The sequence below is a fragment of the Algoriphagus aquimarinus genome, assembly GCF_007997215.1.
Taxonomy (GTDB): domain Bacteria; phylum Bacteroidota; class Bacteroidia; order Cytophagales; family Cyclobacteriaceae; genus Algoriphagus; species Algoriphagus aquimarinus_A.
This window is the reverse complement of record NZ_VORW01000009.1, coordinates 129,427-154,241: the sequence shown is the minus strand read 5'-3', so window position 1 is coordinate 154,241 and position 24,815 is coordinate 129,427. Positions and strand designations below refer to the sequence as shown.

Below are 24,815 nucleotides of genomic sequence, written 5' to 3'. Positions count from 1 at the left end.
TCAGATTTGAAGAGGAAAGAATAAAGGTGTGATTCCTTGCGCACAGTATCGACATTGCCGTACTTAGTCTCGAAGTCTGGCTACACCATTATTCTGTTTTTTTGATTCATTCCAAAGATATGAGTCTTCAGACTTGTGTCCTGTGAATTAAGTCTTGTGATTGCCTTTGCAGAAGCCTTATTTAATAGAAGTCTGAAGACTTCATTATGGTAGGTCCAAGTCATGAGACTTGAACCAGAAGATCAGGATACTTGAACCAGATGAGTCGTTGCGCCGTTGCGAGCTAAAAAAATCACTTCTTCTTCGCGTCACGCAAAGACTTCAAATACAATCCTTCTACTCGCTCTCTAGCCCAAGGGGTTTTTCGAAGAAATTTCAAGCTTGAATTGACCGAAGGGTCATGCGTAAAGCAGCGAATAGTTATTCGTTCGCCGAGTTCTTCCCATCCATAGCATTCTACTAGGTGCGCAACGATGTCTGCGAGTTTGATTCCGTGAAGAGGGTTGTTGGGTTGGGAATCAGGAATTGTATTATCGGACATTTTATCTTTCGAATTATTTCTTAAAAATAGTCTTTCCTTCCTTAATGGTCTCCATCACTTGTATTTCTTTCAAAGTCATTGGATGAACCTTTAATGGATTCTGGTCCAAAACAACCAGATCGGCTAATTTTCCGGCTACAAAACTCCCTTGTCATGGTGATGATATCTCTACCGTATCGTGGCTACTGGGCCACTTTCTTCTTTTGGACTGCAGGCAAAAGTGAGAATAAGAAGGCAAGGTAATCGAGATAGATTTTTCACAATCCTTTGTTAAACCTGAAATTAATTTCATTTCATAAAGATAAATTCAGCTAAGTCTATTTTTTGACCTTAACATTAGCCAAATCTGATTCAAGTTCTTGATCAACCTGAAAATAGCCTATCGTGCCACTGAGACATTCCAGCAGCACAGTTCCGCCTTTGTTCTTATCAATAATTTTTTGCAAGGCTTCAATCGTGTGGATTTCATGATCATTAGCTTTGATAATCAGCTCACCAAGAGGCCATTCCACTTCATCAGCTTGTGTTCCCTGATAGATATGTGTCACGACCAGCATGGGTTTTTCCTGGTCTATGGTTTGCAGCATTTCGATTTGCGCATAAGGATCAACGAATTGAATTGCTTGGATGATTTCATAGCTCAAGGGTTGAATGATCATGCCAAATACTTCCAAATACGTTCTTTCATTTAAGATCGGGTTGGAGATTATGCCTTTTTCAGGGTTACGCATGGCAAGTGCTTTGGTCTTTTTGATCACACCATTTCGCATAAAATGAATTTCTGCTTCTTCCCCGATTGGTACCAGCTTCATTACATCATAGATATTTTTGTGTCTGTACAAACCCTCCTTACCGATGACGATGCCATGCCTGTCAAACTCGACCTTGTTGACAGATAGGATTACATCTCTAGGTTGAATATCGGCAGCCTCAAGGAAACCATTTGCTAAGACCTTTGAGACTATCACTCCTTTGGCCTGCGACTGTTTCAATAATGGATTAAAGTTTTCTGCATTTTTTTGCAGGTTCCCACCGATATCTGCAAAATGAGGTTCATTTTGGAGCAGTAGGTTTTCGATGATTATTTTCACGAAACTAGCGGGAGTGATAAAGCCGATGTTTTCGGCATCGATCATAACGGCAGTATTCAGGCCTACCACCTTCCCTTCTTCGTTGATACTCGGGCCGCCTGAGTTACCCGGATTGATAGCTGCATTGGTCACAAATCGCTCTGTGGTGTATTCCGAACCTGAGATAAAATTAGTGATTTCACCACCGGTAATATTTGGTTCAATCATTCCCATAGGGTATCCAATCGCCTTGATCGCTTCACCGCGTGAGGGACTCGTTCCTTCCCTAAGCTCTAGATATTCAATAGGTTGGATTGCAAGTTTTTTAAACCGTAGGAGCTCCTTATCTGTCAGTTTGATTAACGCTACATCTGGTTCCAGCTGTTTTACCAGTCCAACCACTTCTGCTTCGAAGCGTTCTTCGCTGGTAAGCATAGAACTTATTTCGACCTTGACAGCATTCCTTACGACATGTGCATTGGTCACCATGTGACCTTCGAGATCTTTATATTTCACGAAGAATCCTGAGCCTGACCATTGACCTGGAATCTTAATCGAGGGATTCAATACCGACTGAATATCCTCCTCTATGTACCCTTCTATTTGTATCTGTACGACACCGCTCATCATCTGGCGGGCGATATCGGTGAGTTTGCGTTTAGCTTTTGTCATAGATTCATTAAATAAGCGAAATGCCAGACCAATGACAATTTTTTAGGAATACTGATCTTTCAAACATCCTCAAACATTTCTCTCTATAAAATCCCATAGATTCCCGTACAAATCCTTAAAAACTGAAACGGTTCCGAAAGCTTCTTCGGAAGGTTCTCTGATGAATTCTACACCTTTTGCGGTGTAATTATGATAATCCCGGTAGAAATTATCAGTGTATAAAAACAGAAATACTCTTCCTCCAGATTGAAACCCAATTTGATTTCGCTGGAGTTCGTCGGCTGCTTTTGCAAGGAGCAATTGGCAGGAGGAACCTGGAGGAGAAACCCGTACCCAGCGTTTTACATCACTGATATGCGTGTCTTCTATCAGTTCAAATCCTAATTTCTGTGTGTAGTATTCAATAGCCTCATCGTAATCTCTTACTAAAATCGCGATTTGTCCAAGTTGTTGTTGCATGTTCAAAATAGGCTAAATCCTGCCTGAATTGAAAACCGATTGAATTATTTAGGAAGTTTTTTCTGAGGAAGATTCTATGTCCTCCACTACAAAAACCGCATTGTTGTTCAAATCATATAGACCAAATTCATGTGTGCCCCAAGCAGTGTTTTTGATGAGCTTGTCACATGTGATAGCTCCTTTCACTACCAGGGATTCAAAATAAGGCTCAATGTTTTTGACAAAAATCCTCACCACCGAACCTCCCAAAAGAGGATCTGCAGCAGTGTCTGCATGCCACTGAAGATGGATCACAATATCTTCCAAGCGCATGCCTGCATACATATGATCACCAAAGGTTTTGACGAAGCCAAAGTTATGGGAATACCAATCTATGTCTCGGGTGATGTTTTGAGAAGGAAGGACAGGCACGGTACAGAGGAATTCAGTTTTCATTTTGAAATAATTTACGCTTCAAGAGTTCTTCTTACATCTTCCAACTCTATCCTAATCTCTTTTATGCTTTCCCATTCTCTACCTTCTTCACCGTGCTCAATGCCTACGTATTCATGGAAATCATGCGCTAAAACAAGCTTCATCATTTTAGGATAATCAAGAGTATGTTCATTACCCTGGTCGTCCCAAACTGTTGGTTTTAGACTGACGCCTTTTGCTCTAGGCATCATTTCATCTACGCCACGATAGGAATCATAAGAAACGTTTTTGCCTTCTACTGCGGCAATCCTGAAATTCCCAAAATCTGGTAGTGTTCCTGCCCGTGGATGATCAGCTTTCGCAATCATCTCAGCAAGCCATTTTCCATTACTTGAGAATCCACCATGATTCTCGATCAAGACATTGATATCATAGTCATCTGCAAATTCACAAAGTTCGTGAAGTCCGGCGCTTGCAAGATCACTGGATGTTTTATAATCCTGTTCAGAAGTGCTCCAAGGAATAGCCGAGTAGGCATTTACCCGGATAGAATGGCAGCCTAAGAATTTGGCCGCTTCTACCCATTTTTTGTGATTCTCCACTGTTTGCGTTCGCTCCTCTTGAGAAGCTGCACCGAGCATCCCTTCGCCGTCGCACATGATTAGAACAGATCTTACTCCTTCACCATCAGCTCGGGTTTTCATTTCCTTCAGATAGGCCATGTCTTTGGCTTTGTCTTTGAAAAATTGGTTTACATATTCTACTGCCTCGATTCCAGCTTTTTTAGTAAGCATAGGGAAGTCCAAGTGATCCATTTTCCCTGCAAACAGTTGCTTATTCAATGACCATTCGGCAAGCGAGATTTTGAAAAGTGGTGCAGCTTTCTTTGATGAAAAAGCCATTTGGGGCATTCCTAGACCAATGGCAGCTGTAGCCAGTCCAGCAGATTTTAGGAAATTTCTTCTATTGTTCATGTTGATTTGGGTTAAAGAGAAATGTGGTTTTAAATAGATTGGGGATAGAGATTTTGAGTTTTACTGTAAACAGCTCATTAAAGACTAACTTAAATTTCCCAGCCTTTTCTGTACTCTCTTGTCAGCAAGTTATTCGCGTCAGCATCATTAGTGATTTTCAAAGTGGAGGCATCAAAATCTACTTTCTTTCCTGAGCGCAAAGCAACAGCTCCGAGATTAATGGTGTCTGTGATTGTTTGTGCACGGATGAAGCTCCCAGGGGTTTGCTTTCCGGATTGGATGGCTTCCACCCATGCAGATGTGTTTCTCTCAACGCTATCAGAATCTATTCGCTCGGAATCTGGTCGGGTAGCCATTTTGCTTTCTGGAAGTAGTACGGGATCTTCTCCTCTAAATCCACCTAAGATTTTCCCTTTTGTTCCCACTAGCATCAAGCCTTCATTCGGTGTGTCTTTGCCATCCATTTCCAATTCCTCCGGTGCAAATGGCTTCATGCCTCCATCGTACCATATGAGGTCAAAAGGAGGTAGAGAGCCTTGCTCAGGAAATTTCCATTTGATCATGCAGCTAGCCGGAAAAGCTACGTCATTTTCAACCCACTGATATACTCCATTAACTTCTTCTCTGGTGGTAGTTCCGTATGATTTTACACTTATAGGCGAGTTGCGAATACCTAGTGTTTCAAATAGGGGGAAAAGACTGTAATGTCCCATATCTGCTACCGAACCTCCGCCGAAATCATACCAGCCACGGAAGACATTGTGCGTGTAGTTTTTATGATAATCCATATCCGGAACGGGCCCTAGCCAAAGATCCCAGTTGAATCCTTCAGGGATGGTTTCTACGCCTGTGGGTCTTTTCGTCCATTGTTGCCAAACAGGTCGATAGGACCAATTGTGTATTTCTTTTAACTCGCCGATCAGACCTTCGTCCAACCAGGCTTTGATTTGGCGGTATTCTGGCCGATCTGACCAGGCAAGCAAATGTGTGATCACTCCGCTTGATTTTGCTTTCTCGATCACTTTTCTTCCCTCCATAAGCCTGTTGGAAATAGGCTTATGAGTGACCACATGAATTCCGTTATTCATTGCAGCTATTGCGATAGATGCATGGGTATGATCTGGAGTCATGACTTTGACTGCATCGATACCTTTTTCCTTTGCAAAAAACTCTCGAAAATCCTCGTAAGCTGCGCAGCCTTTATACTTCCCTGAAGGGTTGTTTTTTGCGTAGTATTTTTCCACGTAAGCTTGACCCACATCTCTTCCTCCGGCAATTCCATTGACATTGCTCCACCAGGTATCGTCTCCTAGTGTTTTTCGGATGTCATCACGGATGCCATAGGGCGACCAATCAATGTAGTTTTCCGAGTATTTATTTGAATCGCAAACAGCTACTACGCGAACTTTCGGGTTTTCTAAGAGCTCTCCCATTTCTCTCAAACCTTGGGTGCCACAACCAATATTGGCAACAGTGATCTGATCCGATGGTGGGATTTTCCCAAGGCCAGCAATTACATTAGATGGGACTATGGAAATAGATGCAGCAACGGTAGCTGCTGAACCAAGAAATTCTCTTCGGTTCAAATTTTTATTTGGAGCCATGATTGGGTTCAAGGTGTTAGGCTTTTAAGTTACCAAAGCTTGACATGAATCCAAAGAACTTATCTTCCTGAGGCATAAATAGGAAATGTTATGTGGCTTTTTTAGGTGTCATATACAGAAGGTTTTAATTTTCAGGTTAAATAGAATATCTTGGATAGTTCAAATCTATCTGTATATGAAGTATTTACTTTCCATTTGTCTTGGTTCATTTTTGTTTTTATCCTGTCAGAAAGACCCTAGTTCCCTGACGGAAATAGATTATCCAGAGCGGCCTAATATCATTTGGATAGTAAATGAGGACATGTCACCTGAGCATTTGGGGGTTTATGGAGGTACAGGAGGGAAAACTCCCGTGTTGGATTCACTCGCGAAAGCTGGTGTGATTTTTACAAATGCATTCTCCACAGCAGGTGTTTGTGCGCCAAGTAGAGCAGCGCTGATTACAGGAGCATATCAAACTTCTATTGGTGCGATGCACATGCGTACTGTTGGTCTATCTAAAGGCAATGAGGATGCTTATCCTCCTGGGCATAAATCTTATTCAGCGATGATCCCTGAAGGGATGCATGGGTATCCTGAATACCTGCGCATGGCGGGATATTACACCAGTAACAATGTGAAGGAAGATTATCAGTTTAATGCACCCGGCACGATGTGGGATGAGAGTAGCAATACCGCTCATTGGAGAAATAGGAAAGATCCAAACCAGCCTTTTTTCTCGATTTTCAATTACACTATTACCCACGAATCACAGGTATGGGCCAGAGAAAATGAGGATTTATTGGTAGATCCAGCAGATGTGATAGTACCTCCTGTTTATCCAGATGACTCGATTACGCGTAGGACTTTGGCTCGATTTATCACGAATGTGATGCGTTTTGATGCCCAAGTGGGTGAGCTGTTGCAGCAATTGAAGGACGATGGACTGTATGAGAATACAATTATTTTCTATTACTCGGATCATGGGGATGGCATGCCTTATTACAAGCGGGAGCTGTATGATAGAGGTCTGAGAGTTCCTCTTTTCATCAAAGCGCCTTTTATCAAACCGGGCTCTATGGATGATCAATTGGTCAGTTTTGTGGATTTTGGGCCTACTGTCCTTTCTCTAGCAGGAGTGAAAATCCCTAATAATATGCAGGGACAGGCATTTATGGGGAACCAAAAGTCTGAACCAAGAAAGTACATCTATGCTGCACGGGATCGCATGGATTCAGAGGTAGATCGAGTGCGAGCTGTCAGTGATGGACAATACAAATACATCAAGAATTACATGACTGATAAGGCTAACTATCAGAACATCCGCTATAGACTAAATAATCCGCTGATGGTTCATATGCTAGAGCTTCATGATGAAGGAAAATTGGATAAAAATCAAGAACGTTGGTTTGACGAAACAAAGCCAGAAGAAGAGCTTTATGACACCAAGACTGATCCATACGAGTTTAATAACCTAGCTGGAAATCCTGACTATGCGGATAAACTGGATGAGCTTCGCAAAGCTCATTTAAAATGGATAAAAGATTTTGGAGACATGGGTGCAATACCAGAAATGGAAATGGTAAATCAATGGTGGAATGGAGCGGACCATGCACCTGCCACTGAACCTGTGAAAGTTCACTATGAGGATGGGAAGGTATCTTTATCTTCTGCGACAAAGGGAGCATCAGTTGGGTTTAGGAAAAATGCTTCAGACTCTTGGTCAGTTTATCAGTTTCCTTTTGAAATGAGTGCTGGAGATTCACTTTATGTACTGGCCCATAGAATAGGGTTTGAGCCATCTATGGAATTGGTAGTGGTGAAATAAATTTCGAGCGCTATCACTTTTTTAAATTATTATCCGACTTCAGAATTGCCATTGGGAAATTTATGTCCAAGCTTGGACAATTTTAATATGCATTAGTCCAATACCTTATCCTCGTCCATTATAAAATGGATAGCTTATTATTCTCCTGAGCCACAAGTGAATACTTTTCAAATCTCGGGATCAGATAAGCTATGACCGAATCTACTTTTCAAGACTTTAAGCCACTCAAGCAATCCGACAGGATTTTATCGCTCGATGTGATGAGAGGCATTGTCCTTTGTGGTATTTTATTGATGAATATCAATGGCTATGGACTTTACGAGTCCTATAGTGATCCTACTGTGACAGGGGGCTCGACAGGGCTCAATCTTTATACATGGATGACCACTAATATGCTTTTTGAAGGTACTATGAGAGCCCTGTTCTCCCTTCTATTTGGAGTTGGGATGTTTATGTTTTTAGATCGCCTACTCAAAAAAGGAGCAGGGATCAAAGCGGCTGATATTTACTTCAGAAGAATTACTTGGCTATTAGTCTTTGGGTTGATCCATGGCTACTTGCTCTTATGGACTGGAGAGATTTTGTATCAATATGCTTTGATGGGTTTCTTGGTCTACTCCTTTAGATCTATGGCTCCCAAATTCTTGATTGCAACCGCGATCATCTTATTTTCTATTGGTACTCTTTGGCTCTATGTAAACTATACCAATACGAAAAAGTGGATGGCGGAATTGGAAGAAGTAAAGGTGTTTGAGGCTGATGGGAAGGAACTGACCAAAGAGCTCAAAGCTGCAAAATCAAGATGGGAGAAATATGAGGAGAAAAGAACACCAGAAGCTGTCCAAGAATACAATGATGAAATGCACAAAGGATATTTCAAAGTAGTTGCGCATTTAGCACCTGAAAATTTTGATTCTGATACGCTTTGGCCTTACAAATACGATGTATGGGACGTGCTTAGTATGATGCTGATAGGTATGGCGCTATTCAAATTGGGAGTGTTGACAGGAGAAAAACCAAATTCATTCTATCTAGCTATGGTAGGTATAGGATATGCAATTGGATTACTCATCAATTACTATGAAATGAATATGATCCTAGAGGATAACTTTTCTGTGATTTCTCAGAGCAAATCAATGATCACTTACTACTGGGGAAGAGTATTTGTCGCAATGGGGCATGTAGGCTTAATTATGCTTTTCTGCAAATCACCAATTCTAGGCTGGCTGAAGTCCAGCATTGCAGCAGTTGGAAAGATGGCTCTGACCAATTATTTGATGCATTCGGTCATCTGTATGATCATATTTACCGGAGTAGGTTTTGGAATGTTTGGCAAGCTTCAGCGCTATGAACTACTCTATGTGGTGTTTGGTATTTGGATTTTTCAACTCATCCTTAGCCCAATCTGGCTTCGCTATTTTCATTACGGTCCAGCAGAATGGCTTTGGCGAAATCTGAGCTATGGCAAAGTCCATGGCTTCCGAAAAATGCCAGCACAGACGATCTAATTTCAATAAAATTAAAAACTATGAAATCTGAAAAACCAGAATACTTCCTACTCAGACCTGAAGTGGAAAAAGCCTACGGATACAGCCATGCCGTGAAGATTGGGAATAGCATCAAAGTTTCCGGTGCTGTCAGCATGGATGATGAAGGAGCACCTACTGCAATAGGTGATTTACTCCAACAGATGAAAAACTGCTATTCTGATTTGGAAAAGGTCCTGATGCACTATAAATGCACCTTTGACGATGTGGTGGTAGAGAATGTATTTACTACCGACATGCCTGCATTTTTGGAGCATGCTGCTTATAGAAACAGCATTTATACACGGCACTTTCCCACAGGGACATGGCTAGAGGTCAAAGGGCTGGCATTACCAGAATTTCTGATCGAAATCGAATTGGAAGTACATAAATGATGTATTCCTAAAAATCATAGAAAATTGAATAAACACTTTTATATATAGGTAAGATGAACACAGTCCTTCCAAAAACCGAACGTTTACACTCTCTCGATTCCCTAAGAGCCATTATGATGCTCTTAGGTTTAGTAATTCATTCTTCTATTACTTATGGCCTCTATGAATATGGAGATGCATGGAGATTGAAAGACCCAAGCTCCAATAGCATGATCAATGATCTTATTGTGTTTTTTATCCATTCCTTCCGGATGCAAATATTTTTTGTAGTCTCTGGTTTCTTTGGAGCCATGTTGTTTTATGAAAGAAAACCACTGGCTATGATTAAGAATAGAGTTTCACGAATCGTGTATCCTTTTATTGTATTTGTGATTTTGCTTTGGCCTCTAATTTTTTTCTCTTTTACTTATACAGGATTTGTGTTTGCTGGTGAGTCAAATGCCTGGGCAGAGACGATGGCTATCGTAGGAACTCCACTGATTCTCATTCCTCAGACCACATTTCACCTATGGTTCCTATATTATCTTATTTTGATATTAGGTGTTTCAACTCTGATCGCCTTTGCTATTAGGAAGACTCCCAGCTTGGCGAATACTATCTCTATAGCATTTAGCTGGATTATTCAAAAGCCAGTTTTAAGAGTACTCTTTTTTGCGGTGATCACCGGCTTGGTTTACCTAATTATGGGGATTTCTCAAGTGGAAACCTCCAATTCTTTCATACCTGATTTCAACACCTTCTTCTACTATTTCACCTTTTTTATTGTAGGGTGGGTTTTGTTTAAATCTAAAGAGCATTTGGACAGCATGAAGCGTTTGGATTGGGTATGCACCGTATTGGGAATTGTTCTCTTTTTCGGATACGCACTAAATGTGCCATCCTATAGCTTTGAAATGACGATCCTTGTCAAGTCATTGGTCGTTTGGCTCTTAATCTTTGGATTTACGGGACTTTTTCTCCGCTACGGAAGTAAGCATTCAGCTCGAATGCGCTATATCTCGGATGCATCTTATTGGGTGTACCTCGTTCACTTGCCTATTGCAGCTTTTATTCCAGCACTTATTTTCGAGTGGCAAGTGCCAGCTATGCTGAAATTTTTGACAGTACTATCAGTGACTTCAATCATCTGCTTTAGCACCTATCATTTATTTGTCCGAAGCACCTTTATCGGGAAGTTTCTCAATGGTCGTAAATACACGAGAAGTGTAGCAGATATCCGGCATACTGAGGAAGCTAGGAAGGTATCAACCTCATTGACTTAAAAATAAGCCTACAGAAATGAAGCAAGCAAACATTCTAAAACCCATCAGTCCTATTTCCTATTTATACTTATTGGGCTGGATTTTCCAGATCGGATTTGCTGGGAAATTTGTGTTTCAAGCACTCCCCTATTTCAGTCTCGACCAAGAAGTATTTGGAAGGTATTGGGATTTTAAATGGTCACCGAAGAATTCTTAATGTCTCAGATGAATGAGGTACTAGCACACTTAGATACAGGAAAAGCGCGATTTCGAATCATTTTGAAAAATTAATAGGATCATGTATCCTCACATTATTACCAATTAAAACTAACGCTGTTTTACATTGATACTGCTCGGAACTTAACGGTTTCGAGCAGCTATCACATGATTGTTTTTCCCTCCTGGTATGCTTGCAAAGCGACTGATCGTGCTTCAGCCTATAATTCATAAAGTTCTAGGTCTTATTTAACCAAAATCCCACCATCAATCGTATAGGCAGAACCTGTAATCCATGATGCTTCATCGGAAACGAGAAACAACGCCAGCGAAGCAATATCTTCGGGATTCCCAAGTCGCTTCATCAGCGTATTGTTGGCTGTTTGCTGCACGATGGTGTCAGGATCATCAAATGCTTTGGCTGAATCCCAAATCAAAGGAGTATCGACTGGACCGGGGCAAATTGTGTTCACACGGATTGTAGGGCCATAATCTAACGCCATCTCTTTCACCAATGCAACCAAGGCTGCTTTGCTAGCGCAATAGGCCGCATGATTGGGAAAACTCTTAAAGGCTGCAATCGAACTGTTTGCGAGGATGACGCCCTTGCCATTTTTCTGCATTTCAGGAATCGCAAACCTACTCAGGTAAAACACGGAGTTCAGATTGGCGCTTATGGTTTCATTCCATTCTTCAAAGGAAATATCCGTCACTGATCCCAATCCTAACTTTCCAGCATTGGTAACGACTATATCCAATTTCCCGAAATTTTGAATAGCCTCTCGAACCAACGTTTCATTTACAGCTATTTGAGAAATATCTCCGGCAATGAAAACTGCCTTTCCGCCCAGCTGGGTAAGATTTTTTTCTAGCTCCCTACCTCGGAGCTCATCACGGCCGCTCAAAATCACGGAAGCTCCTTCGCTGACAAAACGTTCTGCCATGGCTTTTCCCATGCCACTGGTAGCACCAGTTATGATGGCTGTTTTTTGGTGCAATCTCATTGTTTGGGGTTTAATAGAAAAGCGCAAAAGACTCGCGCTGAGGTTTTAAATTTAGTTTTAACCTTGTGCAAGTTCTTAATTATGGATTTATCTCTAGGCAAGGAATTCCTTCTTTTGCATATTTTCCAAATGGTGGCTTAATCCGGTAATCTTCTATTCCTTGCCGGAAATCAAAATCTTTCATCTGATAATTCGGAGTATAGCGGACTTCATCCCAATACAAAGAACGTGGATCGCTAGCTCTCAAGTCTCCCGTTTCTTTCATCCAGCTTTGAAGCTTTTTCCTCATTTGGTCTTTGACAGTAGCATAGGATTTTTCATCCGCCAAATTATTCAATTGGTAAGGGTCTTTAATTACATCGTAAAGCTCCTCTTCGGGTCTTTTGTCAAACGCCAATTTGAAGTAATCAGGTGTTCCTGCTTTGGGTTTTTCTTCCAAACTCATGATCAGATACTTGGTAATTGAATTGTCCACGTCCCCATATTGTCCTACGGACTGATGAACAGTGGCGTCGCCGGCAGGATTTCGCTCAGGCATCATATTTCTGATAAATAGGTATTGATGATCTCTGATGGCGCGCATAGGATAGGAGAGGTTACCTTTTCTCACATTTGCATGGCGCTCTCGTTCCAAATAAACCTGATCTCGATTTTGTTTTTCTCCTGCCAGAAGTGGCCACAGTGATTGTCCAGACATTGTCTCCGCTGTTAGTCCGGCTGCTTCTACGAAGCTCGGTGCAAAGTCGATGAAATTCACAAAGTCATCGATGACGGTTCCAGCTTTTACTTTCTCAGGCCATCTGATCACAAGAGGCATCCGTGTGCCGTAGTCGTACAAATTTGCTTTTGCCCGTGGAAAAGGCATGCCATTGTCGCTCGTCATTACGATAATGGTATTATCAAGTTCGCCGGCTTCCTCCAGCATTTTGATCAGTTGACCACTTTCTCTATCGAATCTTTCTATTTCAAAATAGTAGTCTAGAATATCATTTCTGACACATTCGACATCAGGGAAAAAGCCTGGAACTTTCACATCCTCCAAAGCCATTCCGGTTTGTATTCCTGTATTAGGGACATATTCGCGATGTGGATCTGTGCTTCCAAACCAAAAAGTGAAGGGTTGGTCCTTGGGCTTTTGCGCTAAAAATATCTTGAAGTCTTGATAAGTTTTGCCGGCTGGATTGTGCGATAGGCCACTTACTTCATAGTCACCCGGTCCCCAGCCTTTTCGAGTTGATCCTGTGAAATATCCATCTTCTTCCAAGAGGCTTACGTAAGTTGGGTATTGTGCTGGGAATTCTGACCAGAGGTTGCCTCCGTCCTCATTCTGGTGAGGATACCTGCCTAATAGAACAGCAGCACGGGAAGGAGAACAGGAAGGTGACGCGGTATAAGCATTGGTGAATAGGGCTCCTTCGGCAGCCAAGCGGTCAAATGTCGGGGTGCGAACCACCGGATCTCCATTAACTCCTGCATGCGGGAAGGACCAGTCATCGGCTATCAAAAACAGAATATTGGGCTGTTTTGCTTGAGGAACTTCTGGTTTTTGAGGGTTTGAAAAAAGTGTGAGCAGTAGCACTAGGATTGAAAAAGCAGGCATGGCTATAGGGTTTAGGGAAATAAGATAGGCCTCTTCGCTAAGTGATGCAAATTCAGCCTTTAATGGATAGGGGATTTATTAGGAAGGATTCTGGAAATCTTAAAAAGCCAATTAATACCATTGGAATGCCATATACCGAGTTTGTTCTTTTCCTGTGTTTCGGATCGCATGCGGAATGGAAGAGGGCAGAAAATAGACATCTCCTGCTTTTCCTTGGTATTTTTTATTACCTATTTCCATCTCTGTTTCTCCCTCTATCATAATGATTATTTCAGTAGCGACATGGGTATGCGGTTCATGGCTTTTTATTCCAGAGTTCAGGTTGGTCATGTGCATTTCATAATAGGGGCACATGGCTGTCTTCCGATGAAAATAGCTTCGTACTCCACCACGGTCATGCTCTTTATACTCGATATCATTGTAATCCAAGATTTCCGATCCTGCTTCTTTCCCTCGTTTCATATCCATGTCCGTCGAAGAATAAACCATTTGATAGTACTCAGTTCCCTCAGCTGAGCCGATCAATTCTGCTTTATCACCAGGCATAAGAACCAAGACACTGTTTGCACCTATAGTTTTTGATTTTCCATTTAGGGTAGCTTTTACTTCCCCTTCTTTGATCAGTAAAATCTGTTCTTTGGTCGCATTGTAAAATGTTCTCTTTGCTGCGGCTTTCATGAAATTCACCGTAAACTCCATGTCATTCAGGTGCATGGTTTCACCTTTCATGAGTAAGGTATCAGCCTTAGCAGAAGGGTAGGAATAAACTTGAGAAGCCACTTTTTCAGGTACTACATCGCTCCAAAGCCACATCAGAGATTCGGGCAGAATAGAACCTGCGTGCTTGCCATTGTGTCCGCCAGTTCCGCCTACGAATTCATATTCATAATCCTTGAATTTCAGGGCCGACTCCATTTGGAGATTGGCAAGCCACCAGTTGCCGTATTGATTGTCTAAGTCAGTTGACCCATCCTGCATAAAGATTTTGATGTCTTTCTTTTCTCCTTTACGAATCATTGGTGGGTAGTTATGTCCACCACGGATGTCTGTAAAACTCCCATAATGACTCAGTACTTTTTGGAATGCTTCGGGATGAAACCATGCTGTGCTAAAAGCAGAAATGGCACCAGATGACAGACCAGCTATAGCTCTCATCTTAAGGTCATCAGAAATATTATAAGTTTTCTTCAGCTCCGGGATCATTTCGTTAATGAGGAAATCACTATAAGTAGAAGATACTTCGTCATACTCAAAACTCCTGTTGCTTGCACGCCAAGGGCTTTCTGCTTCAGGTTCATTTTTACCATGTCCCGGATCAATGAAGAGACCGATCGTTACTGGCATTTTCCCTTGGGCTATGAGATTGTCAAAAACTGTGGGAACTCTAAAATCACCCTCAATATTCACGTAAGCATGTCCATCCTGGAAAACCATGAGTGCTGATGGTTTGGATGCGTTGTATTGAGCTGGAACGTAGATGTAATAATCTCTTTTAGTGTTTGGGAATACAGAGCTTTCCCAAGAGTGTTTGGTGATTGTTCCTTTAGGAATAGTCTCGTAAACTGCTGAGTTCGGACCCTGTTTATATTCTTCTTGTGCTTGTGAGTTCAGTGTACTGAGGGCAAGAAGGATCAGAGTAAAAAATTTAATTTTCACGGTTTCTGGGTTTGGGGTTATTGCTAGATTTTGAGATAAGTAAGATAACGAGAATATACTCGTTCAAAAAATAATGAAGCTCAAGCCACTAACGTCACAGGTAGAGGTGAAAAAACTACCGGTTTTACCAATAGCACCTGATCTAAAACCCCACATTGATGTTTACTAAGTGTAACCCTAGAAATGAAAATGATTGTTTTTAAAGTAGCATATCCACTAAGCTCTTCCCAACTGACGAAGCATTTTGACATGATCCCAAAGAGCAACCCGGAAGGATGTCTTCACCATATAGGGAATGTTAAATTCTCTAGCTGTTTCGGAGACTATACCAGAAAGTTTTCTGTAATGCACGTGACAGATATTAGGGAACAAATGATGTTCTATCTGAAAGTTAAGACCTCCGATGAGCCAAGAAAATATCCTGCTTTTAGGGGAGTAATTGCTTGTAGTAGCCAGCTGATGCGCAGACCAGTCGCTTGGAATGACACCCTCTTCATCGGGGGTGGGAAATGATGCGTCAGAGACTATATGAGCAGTCTGAAAAACCAGACTAATACAAATTCCGGTAACAAAATGCATACTCAAAAAGGCCAAAATGATGATCCAGGCGGGAAGTGGAACCATAATCAAGGGTAACACTAAAGCATAGGAATAGTAGAGTACCTTCCAGCTAAAGATTTTTAATAGTTCTTTTCTGAATTCATGTCCCTCGTTAAAGAAGCCCATTTTTTGGTAGCGATGCACTCTCACGAAATCCTTCATGGTAATCCATGATATCGTAGAAAGGCCATAGAAAAGCCATATGTACAGGTATTGAAAGCGGTGAATCCAATAGAGTTTAGCGTGTGGAGAAAAACGCAGGAAAAAAGGTGCATTGATATCATCATCACCTTCATCAACATTGGTGTAGGTGTGATGGAGTACATTATGTTGTACTCTCCATACACTTGCATTCGCACCAATTAGGTTTATGGTATATCCCAAATACTTATTTACTGTCTTATTTTTAGAATAGGAGCCGTGTATCGCATCATGCATCACGCCCATACCTACTCCTGCCATTCCCAACCCGCTGGTGATGTATAAGGCAAATAGTAGTGCCGGACTGGAAACTAACCCAGTGCTGATAAAGATGAGTGGAATAAAGAAAGTAGAGAGCATAATAATGGTCTTTATCACCATGCTTCTATTCCCATAGATGTTTTTGTTATTTTTTTTGAAGTATTCATTTACTCTTTGCCGCAGGATTTTGGAGAATTCAGGACTTCCGGTTTTATCGAATTTTAAAGTTTTCATTTGTGCCATGGTTATAATTTCTCTGTTCCTTTTAAGCTTTAATAATTGATTATCCTCAATAAGTTTGCAGTTCAGCAAAGAGTGCCTGAAGCTCTTCCTTGGTTTTTTTGAGCTTTTGAGAAAGCTTATCCATCATGCTTTCTCTTTGTCCTTCTACAAACTCGAAATCTGCATCGTCTAAAATGGAGAATCGTAGTTTCAGCATTACTTTTTGTTCTCGCCAGCTTCGTGTGATAGTCATATTAGTTCCTTATTATGGGATTACTGATTTTTTTTTCGGATCTGAACTTTAGGCTTTCTTTTGCTATCAAGATTATTACTCATAATATCTTAATAAAGCTTTGATTTATTATTGACTACTTGCTTTTCATTAACTACAATTTCTCTTTCGAAAAGAGCCAATTCCTTTTTCATAGGTAGATCGGCATATCTACAATAATAGATATGTGCATAATGTTTCCTTACAAGCAGCCTTACTTCAGGGTTTACTTTTGCGTAGACGATATCGCCTACTTTGAATTTGATGTCTAGGTCATTGATCATTTTTTTTTGTTTTCAAAGACTAACATCCTCGTAACCACTTTTGATTATAGTAGACAGCATTTTAAACTGGCTATTTGCCTTTATTCGGTTCCTTGTGTGTGCTGGGATAATAATTGATTGACCAACTTCAACCATACTTGAAGTGTCTTCGATAATGATCTCCGCTACTCCATCTATTATCTGTATGAGGTTATCGAATGGAGATGTTTTGGTCAGCATCGTTTCTCCTGCATCAAATGAGGACACTGTTACAGTTCCAGTTTGCTTTGTCAAGATGGATTTGATCACTACTGATCCAGGTACATAATCTACCGTATCGACTAATCGATAGGTCATTGATTTCTCAAATTCTTTATTTCCCATAGAAGATTTTTATATGATTAAATCCAAGCAGTACTCTAGCCATAACTTCGTGTTTCATGACCGTATGCCGGTAGTTTTCTGTAGGGCAATCGTCTGATTTATACAATGATCACATTATTCAAGACCTAATGTGTTACATCGTGTCATTACAACCTTACATATATCCCACATTGATAAGGAATAGTAAAAGCTATTGTCAACTGTCTGTAAAACAAATGGAAGGGTAGGCAATGCTACTCTGCCAATTTATCCCAAAGTGCTAACAGAAAGAAAAAAACAAATCCAGTTGAAAGTTATAAATCCTCCAAACTTCGCTTTCGTTTGTTTTTTAATTGCTTGTAGTAGGTTGGGGTTAAACCTGTATTTTTTTTGAATTGATTAGACAAATGGGCTACGCTACTATAATGCAATCTGTGGGAAATCTCCGTCAACGTCAGTTCATCATAGATCAACAACTCCTTGACTCGTTCTATTTTGTGAATAATTATAAACTGCTGGATAGTAATTCCTTTTACTTCCGAAAACATATTAGCGAGATAGGTATAATCATAACCCAACTTTTCACTGATATAGTCTGAGTAATTCACTTTGGGCAACTCGTCGGAGTAGTGAATCATCTCTACGATGATATTTTTGATCTTCTCAATAATGATACTTCTCTTGTCATCCAGAAGTTCTAACCCCGATTTTAACAGGTTTTTCTTCAGCTGATTTCTTTGATCGAGGGTGATGTTTACCGGGATTTCCACGACTCCTAGATCTACAAATACATAATTAAGCCCAAGCTTTTTCAGCTCTTCCATTACCAGCATTTTGCATCGCAAACTCACCATGTATTTGATATATAGCTTCATCAGTTGAGTTTTATAATGGTTTATTCAAAATGGTTAAGGACCTGTGGATGGGTGGAGATCCTTCGATGAAAGACGAAGGGCTCAAACTGAAACTGTAGGAGCCGTTCGTTTAGAAATGCAAATGATAACCTGCAGCTGCTTTTATAATGCGGTTTAATGAAGTATAGTTTCAAAAGGAGGTAGCTGAACTACAGGTATTTCTAATTCTGAAGTGGCAATTGATAATAATGTAGCCCTTTCGGTTTTAATTCTCAGGAAGATAAATGTCAAATGTTGCACCTTGATTAGGCTTACCTTGAGCGGTAATATATCCGTTGTGGATTTCTACGATTTTTTTCACAATTGCTAATCCTATTCCCGTACCCCGAAATTTATCCTTTCCATGGAGTCTTTGGAACAATTCAAAAATCCGCTCACTATACTTAGGCTCAAAACCAATCCCATTGTCAGAAACACGAATGTGGCAATAGTTAATAGTTGGAGATAATCGCTCCAAATTAAATTCCCTTCCCAGGCCTTTTTCACTGGTGACACTGATATGGGGCTCGCGGTCTTTGACGGAGAACTTCAGAGAATTGCTGATTAAATTTTGTAATAGCTGTCGAAATTGAAAAGGGATAATGTTGATGGTGCAAAGCTCATCTGATTCTATTATTGCATGATGAAAGGCTAGCTCTTCCTTCAAATCCATTTTTATCTCTACAATTAATTTATTTAAATCTGTCGGTTCGAATTTACGCTCCGCAATTGATGTACGTGAATATGCGAGAAGGTCACTAATGAGTGCCTGCATACGCTTCGCTGCATTTTGCATTCTGTTAAAATGCTCTTTGCCATCGTCTGTTAAGTTCTCATATTCATTTTCTAAAAGAAGCGTAGAGAAAGTCTGGATTTTGCGAAGCGGCTCCTGTAAATCATGGCTGGAGATGTATGCAAAAGATTGAAGTTCCTTGTTCATATTTGCCAGATCTTTCACGTTTTGAGCCAGTTCATTCGTCCTCTCCACCACCAGGCGCTCCAGTTCATTTGTGAATTCCTTTTGATCATGAATGTCAGTGCTGGATCCAACCCACATTTGTATTTCTCCATCTTCGTTGAGTTGTGGCTTAGCACGGCTTAGCTGCCATCTGTATGTGCCGTCGTGTTTGCGGAACCTGTGTTCAAACAGGAAATCCTTACCTGAAGAAATAGATTCTGTCCAAGCTTTTATATTGGCGGTCCTATCATCGGGGTGAACAATAGCGAGCCAGCCTTCTCGATCAAGGTGCTCTGGACTAAATCCCGAAAAGTCAAAGACTGATTTGTTGAAATAATTAAGATTTCCTTCTGTGTCTGCTGTCCAAATATGCTGTGGCAGTGAGTCAGCTAGCAATCTGAATTTCTGCTCACTTTCTTCTAATTTTTGCGTATTTATTCGTGCAGAAGTGATGTCCCTTACAGTTCCCAGCACTTTTAGCGGATTGTTATCCTCATCAAAGTATACTTTTCCTTTCACTTCTATCCAGCGTAAACTGCCATCAGGTAGAATTAATCTACTCGTGTATTCTAAGATTCCACTTTCAAAGGATCTTTCAAAAGCAGCTTTTCTAACCTCCAGATCTTTAGGGTGAATAGAACTGACAAAGCTTGCGTGGTCGAGATCTTCCGCCGCAAATAATCCGAAAATCTCATGCAGTTTTTTCGAACCATCCAGTTTTTTAGTTTTGATGTTGTAGTCATAAGTACCTAGCTCAGTAGCGTCAATGACCATGGTAAGTTTCTCTTCATTTACTTCAATTTTCTTGTGTGCCATCACCTGATAAGTGACATCATGACCTATGCTTATGATTCCGTTGATCTCCCCGTTTGCATCATAGAGGGGTTCATAGCTAAAGTTGATGTAGACAGTTTCAAGTTTTCCATCACGAAGCAGCTGCACGGGTAGTTCAGAAGCAGCAAATCGATTCCCTGTTTTATATACATCATCTAGAAGCTCCTTGATTCCTTGATCTTTGAGCTCTGGGATAGCTTCTAAAATTGGCTTTTTTAATACATCTTTTGCCTCTCGTCCCCAGAGTTCCAATGCATTTGCATTCGCTATATCAGTCACATAATTAGGCCCCTTAAAAGTTGCTATAGAGGCTGGCGCCTGCTGAATGATCAACCTAAGTTTTCGCTCGCTTCTTTCCAGTTTTCTTTTTAAAAGGACTTCTTGAGTGGTTTCTGCACAAGTGACCAGCACTCCTGTAATTTTGCTGTCATCATCTCTAGCAGGACTGTAGCTGAAAGTCCAATACACATCTTCAATTTTCCCATTGCGATAAATAGGCACAAGGAGATCTTCGAACCAGAGTGATTCTCCATTGTCCAAAACCTTATCCATCAATGGCTTGATGATGTGCCAAATCTCCGGCCAGGCTTCTTGGCCAGACATTCCCAGTATGGATGGATGCTTTCCGTCCGAGCCTAAGCTAGGCCTGTAGGCGTCGTTATAAAAACAAGTTAATTCAGAGCCCCACCAAAGGAACTTGGGGAATTTGGATGCTAGTAAGATGTTCAGTGTGGTTCTTAAACTTTGAGACCAATTCTCAGGATTTCCCAAAGGTGTTTTGCTCCAATCCTTTTCGCGAATTAATTGACCCATTTTACCGCCACCAATAGGAAGTCCCGAAGTTGTTGAACGTAGATCTGCCATAGCGTTTGTTACTGAGATTGGATTATAAAATTGTCTTTGGTAGGTTTTGTGGCTTTATTAGCTAAAGAGCTGAGTCCTAAAAATATCACATCTTTTACTTTAGAATATTCTCCAGGCTTTCGGATGTAGTGAAATGCTCCCTGCTCGTAGAGAGAATTGACCACAGGTGCCTCCATGGAGGTGGAATATATGATGATGGGCAAATTTCGGAATTTATCATGAGCCATTATTTCTGCTAGGCATTCGAACCCAGACTTCAATGGCATATTCAAATCCAGAAAAATTACGTCTGGAAGCTCTTCCTTGGAAGTCAATAGTAGGGTCATTAACTCTACGCCATTCGTGACTGTGGTTAAGTTTGTTTCGATGGGTAATTTTGAAAGGGAGTCTTTAAAAAAGAATCGATCATCTACATCATCGTCGGCCAGCAAAAGTTTAATGGGTCCTACGTTCATGGTTTTATGGGTAATCTAGTATGAGCTTTTAGCGACTCTATATTCAAATATAATGTAAATGAAGTAGGATCGTGTTGGTTTTTGAAAGGCAGATAAAGATGGTTTTCCGCAGGGATTATTAAGATTTTATAGAAAGTTAAGGCGTAGAATATGTCACTTTACAGAGAGAGAATTCCCTGATGGAACGTGGTATACAGGTATTTCTGGTAAATTTTCCTTTATCCATTCAGCCATAAACTCAGAGCCGCCCTCTTCACTAGCCGAGTGACCAATTACAATCAGAGCAAGCTTTTCTCCCATTTCATTAGCGTTTCGAACATATTCGGGAGTTTCCCATTCTGGGCTTTCGCCGCAAATCAAAACGTCCGGTTTTTCCTTCTGCATCATCTCGATTTGCCTTCTCCCGCCTGCAGCTCCAGGTATCAGTGCAATTTTACTTGCTCTTTGAGAAAGATCTCCGACATAGCGAAGGGCTGGTACATTCATCTTTGTTTTGATATGTGTGATCAGATCGCCGAGGGTAGTTTCAGGAAGATTCAAGACTGCATTTTGCTTGTAATAGCTCTCCCAACCTAATTCCTTCACTACACCAGCTTGTACCCCGTCGATCTTGAGGCTATGTACATAATCGTGATTTCGCCAAACTGCTATGCCGTGTTCATCGAGTAGTTTTCGCTTGAATTGGTAAACTGGGTCATTTTCGAGCCATTCAGTTTCGTCCAAATGGTTATAAAAAGTAGGTTCATGCGCTATGATGAAATTAGCCTTCAGCTCAATGGCTTTTCGGATCACCGTGACCGTAGCAAACATGGTAGTGACTACGCCAGTCACTTGTTGCTCTTTGGAGCCAGTCTTCAGGGTATCTACAGTTTGTGAGAAAGGGGCATTAGGTACCTGAGCGATGAAGATATCCATGATTTCGCCCACAGTATAATTTTTCAGGGAAGAAGGATAGACTGAAAATGGATTGACTATCAGTCCAGTGCCTATTAGGAGGCTGGATTTTTTGATGAAATTTCGTCTGTTTGATTTCATTTTAGAAATAGGTTTGATTGGGTTCGTTGTCTTTCAAGATAGTGAAAAGCAACAAAAAAAGCCGCTTGCTTGAGGCAAACGGCTTGTTATTATAGGATTAAAATCTATTAATTCACAGAAATATTGGAGAACCAGATAAGCCTCTGACCATCTTGATTAGCGTGAGTGGTGGCCAATTTGATTGGGCCAAATTGCTCTACATTTTCCCATGTAGTAGGCCTGCCGTCTGGACCATTTCCTCTTCGGAATACCCATTCAAGAATCATGTTATTTTCATCCAAATACAGATCATATGCATCGCCAGGAGTATATCCGTCTGCTGCATTATATACTATTGTCAGTTTAGTGGAGTTAGTACCTGCGATAGGAGTGGGTACATTTTCTTCTGTCTCATACTCATAGCCGCTGTCCCAAGCCAGTTGGAAAGGGAACATCATCCAATACTTATCATTGATAAAACCTTTGTCTGCATCTGGCTTTGCATCAGCAGCCATGTCCAAGCTGTAGGTGTAGCTGGTGTCTGCAGTAGCATAGTAAACCGTGCGATCCTTTATGTTCCATTTCCAATCTCTCGTCATCACATTTACAGAGTCGCGCTGTACATTCCAAGTGTAAGCGATGGAATTGACTTCGTCAAATTTATCATATCCATAAGCCATCGCCACTTTCATTGGCAAGGTGTCTGGCGTGGATTCTTTGGGTTGGCATGCCTGCAATGCACAGACAGCCAGTAGGATGATTGATATTTTTTTCATGGCTTTTGGTTTTTATAAAGTTAACAGACTTAGGATTCAGATTGTTTTTTCATCCATTTTTTATACTGCTGGTCCTTAAACAGCTGATATGACCTCCTTAAACATCTGAAAAATCGATTCAACCCTAATATACTCTCTTTCCAGTTTTGATCTTCTCTAAGGTAAATCCTGCTCATCTATCCTTATGCCTGAAGTGGCACCAGTTACATTTATTTGTGCTATTATGATATACTTACAAAGTATATTCTGCTTCTGGAAAACTGATCCTAAAAGGCTCTATTTTAACTGCAAAAAGAGGTCTTTGAGAGCTTATGTCAGGAAAATAAGCGGAATCAATTTTTAAGTTTTTTATGCTGGCAAGTTTGCCCCAGCCATTGCCCGAGGGTTTGGTGAAATAATCTACTCTATCCCATAACTGATGTAGATCGATTGGTAATAAGCTAGTTGAGATTGGAAATGGAATACCTCCTGCTTTCACGTCACAGGCGAAAACAATTTTATCCCCATCTTTTACCTGGATGGAATCCTTACCCTCACTTTTATCCCATGAAATCGGTAAGGTTTCTTTGGGAATTCCCCAGTTGGCATGACCGTTTTGGGTGCTCACTTCCGTGCTTACATAGATTTTGGTGATGGTCTGCTTGTTGTAGCGGGCAAATTTACCTGGTATAAGAAGTAGCTCTTTGTAAGGCCCAACAGGAGAGCTATGGTAATTTACCAGTATAAGGTAGCCAAGTCCTCCTTTGAATTCTCTTTTTAAATGCTCTGGTAAATTCCCGTGAGTTTCCACCCAATTCTTTGAGAATTTGTAAATCACAAGTATTCCCTCCCCCTGCAATTCCCATGGAGCGGGGGCCTGTTTGTAAAGTTTCAGGTCAGAGCGAACGATTTGATGATTTTCAGGCATAAGGTGAAGGGCTTACACTGGTCCAGCCCCCATCGATAATCAAAGTTTGTCCAGTAATATGTCTCGCCTCGTCGGAGACCAAAAATGCAGCAGCATTTGCGATATCCTGAACCGCAGCTGGTCGGCCCAGAGGAGTGATTTTCGACCAAGTAGATTCGTAGTCAGGGTCCATCACTGTCCTATTTGTCACCGTAGCTCCTGGAGCGATTGTGTTTACTCTGATTTTGTAAGGGGCAAGTTCGAGCACCAAGTTTTTGGCTAGCATTTCTAATGCTGCTTTGCTCATGGCATAGGCAGCAAGGTTTTCATGACTCTGATGTGCTGTGACAGATGAAGTGAAAAGCAAAGCGCCTCCGTGTGCTTGATTTTTCATCACTTTGGAAGCTGCTTGTGCCAGGAAAAAGGTCCCTGCTTGATTGACACGAGTTACTTCCAGGAAGTCGGCTCTGGAGTATTCCAGAAAAGCGCCGAAAAGTGTAATACCTGAATTGGCAACTACAATATCTAAAGTCCCAAAGTTGCTTAAAGCAGTTTGCACCATAGCATCAATGACCTTTTGAGAACTGGCATCACCAGGAATCGCAATAGCCGAAACTCCATGAATATTTGAGATGCGCTCACACGCTTCCGAGATCAAGCCTTCTTCGAGGTCATTTAGGATTAGATTGACACTTTGCGCAGCGAGTTTCTCAGCTATAGCCAGACCAATTCCCTGCCCTGCTCCAGTGATAATGGCGGTCTTCTGTGGTTTCAT

The 24,815-nt window shown here is 41.1% G+C and carries 26 protein-coding genes; 5 read left to right on the top strand and 21 right to left on the bottom strand.

From position 1 onward, the window contains the following. Positions 1-292 precede the first annotated feature (292 nt). From ESV85_RS14170 to ESV85_RS14140, 7 genes are all read right to left on the bottom strand, one after another. Positions 293-541 carry a VF530 family DNA-binding protein gene (locus ESV85_RS14170; protein ID WP_146918634.1) on the bottom strand — a complete coding sequence of 83 codons (249 nt, stop codon included), beginning with the start codon at positions 539-541 and terminating at the stop codon, positions 293-295. Between the two features lie 13 nt (positions 542-554). Continuing rightward, complete coding sequence (locus tag ESV85_RS22770) at positions 555-650, bottom strand: hypothetical protein (protein ID WP_410488862.1); 96 nt, start codon at positions 648-650, stop codon at positions 555-557. A gap of 208 nt (positions 651-858) precedes the next feature. After that, positions 859-2,283, bottom strand: a complete 1,425-nt coding sequence (locus ESV85_RS14160) for a S1C family serine protease (RefSeq protein ID WP_146918632.1) — start codon at positions 2,281-2,283, stop codon at positions 859-861. A 69-nt stretch (positions 2,284-2,352) separates the two neighbouring features. Then, entirely contained in the window at positions 2,353-2,742 is a 390-nt protein-coding gene (locus ESV85_RS14155; protein WP_146918631.1) for a VOC family protein, read from the bottom strand. Between the two features lie 48 nt (positions 2,743-2,790). Then, entirely contained in the window at positions 2,791-3,177 is a 387-nt protein-coding gene (locus tag ESV85_RS14150; protein WP_146918629.1) for a glyoxalase/bleomycin resistance/extradiol dioxygenase family protein, read from the bottom strand. Positions 3,178-3,188: 11 nt separating this feature from the next. Further along, the gene (locus ESV85_RS14145) at positions 3,189-4,130 is read right to left on the bottom strand and encodes a TIM barrel protein (protein ID WP_146918627.1); all 942 of its coding nucleotides are present in this window, start codon (positions 4,128-4,130) and stop codon (positions 3,189-3,191) included. A gap of 89 nt (positions 4,131-4,219) precedes the next feature. Beyond that, positions 4,220-5,734, bottom strand: a complete 1,515-nt coding sequence (locus ESV85_RS14140) for a Gfo/Idh/MocA family protein (protein WP_146918625.1) — start codon at positions 5,732-5,734, stop codon at positions 4,220-4,222. Positions 5,735-5,909: 175 nt separating this feature from the next. Here ESV85_RS14140 and ESV85_RS14135 point away from each other — a divergent pair, with 175 nt between their 5' ends. The 5 genes from ESV85_RS14135 (at position 5,910) to ESV85_RS14115 (ending at position 10,920) form a co-directional block, all read left to right on the top strand. Further along, a complete protein-coding gene (locus ESV85_RS14135; protein ID WP_146918624.1) occupies positions 5,910-7,541 on the top strand; it encodes a sulfatase in 1,632 nt (543 codons plus the stop codon). 191 nt (positions 7,542-7,732) lie between these two features. Beyond that, positions 7,733-9,049: a DUF418 domain-containing protein gene (locus ESV85_RS14130; protein ID WP_146918622.1), complete on the top strand. Its 1,317-nt coding sequence runs from the start codon at positions 7,733-7,735 to the stop codon at positions 9,047-9,049. Between the two features lie 20 nt (positions 9,050-9,069). Then, entirely contained in the window at positions 9,070-9,462 is a 393-nt protein-coding gene (locus tag ESV85_RS14125) for a RidA family protein (RefSeq protein WP_146918620.1), read from the top strand. Positions 9,463-9,515: 53 nt separating this feature from the next. Next, complete coding sequence (locus tag ESV85_RS14120) at positions 9,516-10,724, top strand: acyltransferase family protein (protein WP_146918618.1); 1,209 nt, start codon at positions 9,516-9,518, stop codon at positions 10,722-10,724. Between the two features lie 16 nt (positions 10,725-10,740). Further along, positions 10,741-10,920: a hypothetical protein gene (locus ESV85_RS14115; RefSeq protein WP_146918616.1), complete on the top strand. Its 180-nt coding sequence runs from the start codon at positions 10,741-10,743 to the stop codon at positions 10,918-10,920. Between the two features lie 244 nt (positions 10,921-11,164). On the opposite strand, the gene ESV85_RS14105 is transcribed toward ESV85_RS14115, so the two are convergent. From ESV85_RS14105 to ESV85_RS14040, 14 genes are all read right to left on the bottom strand, one after another. Then, positions 11,165-11,923 (bottom strand): SDR family NAD(P)-dependent oxidoreductase, encoded by a 759-nt coding sequence (locus ESV85_RS14105; protein WP_146918614.1) that lies wholly within the window; start codon positions 11,921-11,923, stop codon positions 11,165-11,167. A 79-nt stretch (positions 11,924-12,002) separates the two neighbouring features. Continuing rightward, positions 12,003-13,523 (bottom strand): sulfatase, encoded by a 1,521-nt coding sequence (locus tag ESV85_RS14100; protein WP_146918612.1) that lies wholly within the window; start codon positions 13,521-13,523, stop codon positions 12,003-12,005. A 111-nt stretch (positions 13,524-13,634) separates the two neighbouring features. Then, on the bottom strand, positions 13,635-15,179 hold the full coding sequence (locus ESV85_RS22320; protein WP_191322013.1) for an alpha/beta hydrolase-fold protein: 1,545 nt from the start codon (positions 15,177-15,179) through the stop codon (positions 13,635-13,637). A gap of 216 nt (positions 15,180-15,395) precedes the next feature. Beyond that, positions 15,396-16,475, bottom strand: a complete 1,080-nt coding sequence (locus ESV85_RS14090; protein ID WP_191322012.1) for a fatty acid desaturase family protein — start codon at positions 16,473-16,475, stop codon at positions 15,396-15,398. A gap of 55 nt (positions 16,476-16,530) precedes the next feature. Continuing rightward, positions 16,531-16,716 carry a general stress protein CsbD gene (locus tag ESV85_RS14085; protein ID WP_146918610.1) on the bottom strand — a complete coding sequence of 62 codons (186 nt, stop codon included), beginning with the start codon at positions 16,714-16,716 and terminating at the stop codon, positions 16,531-16,533. An 89-nt stretch (positions 16,717-16,805) separates the two neighbouring features. Continuing rightward, positions 16,806-17,018, bottom strand: a complete 213-nt coding sequence (locus ESV85_RS14080) for a hypothetical protein (protein ID WP_146918608.1) — start codon at positions 17,016-17,018, stop codon at positions 16,806-16,808. Positions 17,019-17,030: 12 nt separating this feature from the next. Continuing rightward, positions 17,031-17,381 carry a cupin domain-containing protein gene (locus tag ESV85_RS14075; RefSeq protein WP_146918606.1) on the bottom strand — a complete coding sequence of 117 codons (351 nt, stop codon included), beginning with the start codon at positions 17,379-17,381 and terminating at the stop codon, positions 17,031-17,033. Positions 17,382-17,674: 293 nt separating this feature from the next. Next, positions 17,675-18,235: a helix-turn-helix domain-containing protein gene (locus ESV85_RS14070; RefSeq protein WP_146918604.1), complete on the bottom strand. Its 561-nt coding sequence runs from the start codon at positions 18,233-18,235 to the stop codon at positions 17,675-17,677. Positions 18,236-18,479: 244 nt separating this feature from the next. Next, the gene (locus tag ESV85_RS14065) at positions 18,480-20,909 is read right to left on the bottom strand and encodes a PAS domain S-box protein (RefSeq protein ID WP_146918602.1); all 2,430 of its coding nucleotides are present in this window, start codon (positions 20,907-20,909) and stop codon (positions 18,480-18,482) included. A gap of 8 nt (positions 20,910-20,917) precedes the next feature. Next, positions 20,918-21,364: a response regulator gene (locus ESV85_RS14060; RefSeq protein ID WP_146918601.1), complete on the bottom strand. Its 447-nt coding sequence runs from the start codon at positions 21,362-21,364 to the stop codon at positions 20,918-20,920. A 153-nt stretch (positions 21,365-21,517) separates the two neighbouring features. Further along, complete coding sequence (locus ESV85_RS14055; RefSeq protein WP_223276004.1) at positions 21,518-22,399, bottom strand: Nif3-like dinuclear metal center hexameric protein; 882 nt, start codon at positions 22,397-22,399, stop codon at positions 21,518-21,520. 107 nt (positions 22,400-22,506) lie between these two features. Then, a complete protein-coding gene (locus ESV85_RS14050) occupies positions 22,507-23,154 on the bottom strand; it encodes a hypothetical protein (RefSeq protein ID WP_146918599.1) in 648 nt (215 codons plus the stop codon). A 232-nt stretch (positions 23,155-23,386) separates the two neighbouring features. Further along, entirely contained in the window at positions 23,387-24,061 is a 675-nt protein-coding gene (locus ESV85_RS14045) for a hypothetical protein (RefSeq protein ID WP_146918597.1), read from the bottom strand. Continuing rightward, positions 24,054-24,815, bottom strand: coding sequence for an SDR family NAD(P)-dependent oxidoreductase (locus ESV85_RS14040; protein WP_146918595.1), 762 nt, complete (start codon positions 24,813-24,815; stop codon positions 24,054-24,056). Before ESV85_RS14040 ends, ESV85_RS14045 begins: the two co-directional genes overlap by 8 nt.

Coding starts and splice junctions, on each gene's coding strand:
- ESV85_RS14085 (WP_146918610.1), bottom strand. CDS start 16,716: ATGACTATCACACGAAGCTGGCGAGAACAAAAAGTAATGCTGAAACTA.
- ESV85_RS14050 (WP_146918599.1), bottom strand. CDS start 23,154: ATGAAAAAAATATCAATCATCCTACTGGCTGTCTGTGCATTGCAGGCA.
- ESV85_RS14090 (WP_191322012.1), bottom strand. CDS start 16,475: ATGAAAACTTTAAAATTCGATAAAACCGGAAGTCCTGAATTCTCCAAA.
- ESV85_RS14170 (WP_146918634.1), bottom strand. CDS start 541: ATGTCCGATAATACAATTCCTGATTCCCAACCCAACAACCCTCTTCAC.
- ESV85_RS14105 (WP_146918614.1), bottom strand. CDS start 11,923: ATGAGATTGCACCAAAAAACAGCCATCATAACTGGTGCTACCAGTGGC.
- ESV85_RS14145 (WP_146918627.1), bottom strand. CDS start 4,130: ATGAACAATAGAAGAAATTTCCTAAAATCTGCTGGACTGGCTACAGCT.
- ESV85_RS14100 (WP_146918612.1), bottom strand. CDS start 13,523: ATGCCTGCTTTTTCAATCCTAGTGCTACTGCTCACACTTTTTTCAAAC.
- ESV85_RS14115 (WP_146918616.1), top strand. CDS start 10,741: ATGAAGCAAGCAAACATTCTAAAACCCATCAGTCCTATTTCCTATTTA.
- ESV85_RS14045 (WP_146918597.1), bottom strand. CDS start 24,061: ATGCCTGAAAATCATCAAATCGTTCGCTCTGACCTGAAACTTTACAAA.
- ESV85_RS14150 (WP_146918629.1), bottom strand. CDS start 3,177: ATGAAAACTGAATTCCTCTGTACCGTGCCTGTCCTTCCTTCTCAAAAC.
- ESV85_RS14160 (WP_146918632.1), bottom strand. CDS start 2,283: ATGACAAAAGCTAAACGCAAACTCACCGATATCGCCCGCCAGATGATG.
- ESV85_RS14125 (WP_146918620.1), top strand. CDS start 9,070: ATGAAATCTGAAAAACCAGAATACTTCCTACTCAGACCTGAAGTGGAA.
- ESV85_RS14055 (WP_223276004.1), bottom strand. CDS start 22,399: ATGAAATCAAACAGACGAAATTTCATCAAAAAATCCAGCCTCCTAATA.
- ESV85_RS14070 (WP_146918604.1), bottom strand. CDS start 18,235: ATGAAGCTATATATCAAATACATGGTGAGTTTGCGATGCAAAATGCTG.
- ESV85_RS14040 (WP_146918595.1), bottom strand. CDS start 24,815: ATGAAACCACAGAAGACCGCCATTATCACTGGAGCAGGGCAGGGAATT.
- ESV85_RS14075 (WP_146918606.1), bottom strand. CDS start 17,381: ATGGGAAATAAAGAATTTGAGAAATCAATGACCTATCGATTAGTCGAT.
- ESV85_RS14060 (WP_146918601.1), bottom strand. CDS start 21,364: ATGAACGTAGGACCCATTAAACTTTTGCTGGCCGACGATGATGTAGAT.
- ESV85_RS14155 (WP_146918631.1), bottom strand. CDS start 2,742: ATGCAACAACAACTTGGACAAATCGCGATTTTAGTAAGAGATTACGAT.
- ESV85_RS14065 (WP_146918602.1), bottom strand. CDS start 20,909: ATGGCAGATCTACGTTCAACAACTTCGGGACTTCCTATTGGTGGCGGT.
- ESV85_RS14135 (WP_146918624.1), top strand. CDS start 5,910: ATGAAGTATTTACTTTCCATTTGTCTTGGTTCATTTTTGTTTTTATCC.
- ESV85_RS14120 (WP_146918618.1), top strand. CDS start 9,516: ATGAACACAGTCCTTCCAAAAACCGAACGTTTACACTCTCTCGATTCC.
- ESV85_RS14080 (WP_146918608.1), bottom strand. CDS start 17,018: ATGATCAATGACCTAGACATCAAATTCAAAGTAGGCGATATCGTCTAC.
- ESV85_RS14140 (WP_146918625.1), bottom strand. CDS start 5,734: ATGGCTCCAAATAAAAATTTGAACCGAAGAGAATTTCTTGGTTCAGCA.
- ESV85_RS14130 (WP_146918622.1), top strand. CDS start 7,733: ATGACCGAATCTACTTTTCAAGACTTTAAGCCACTCAAGCAATCCGAC.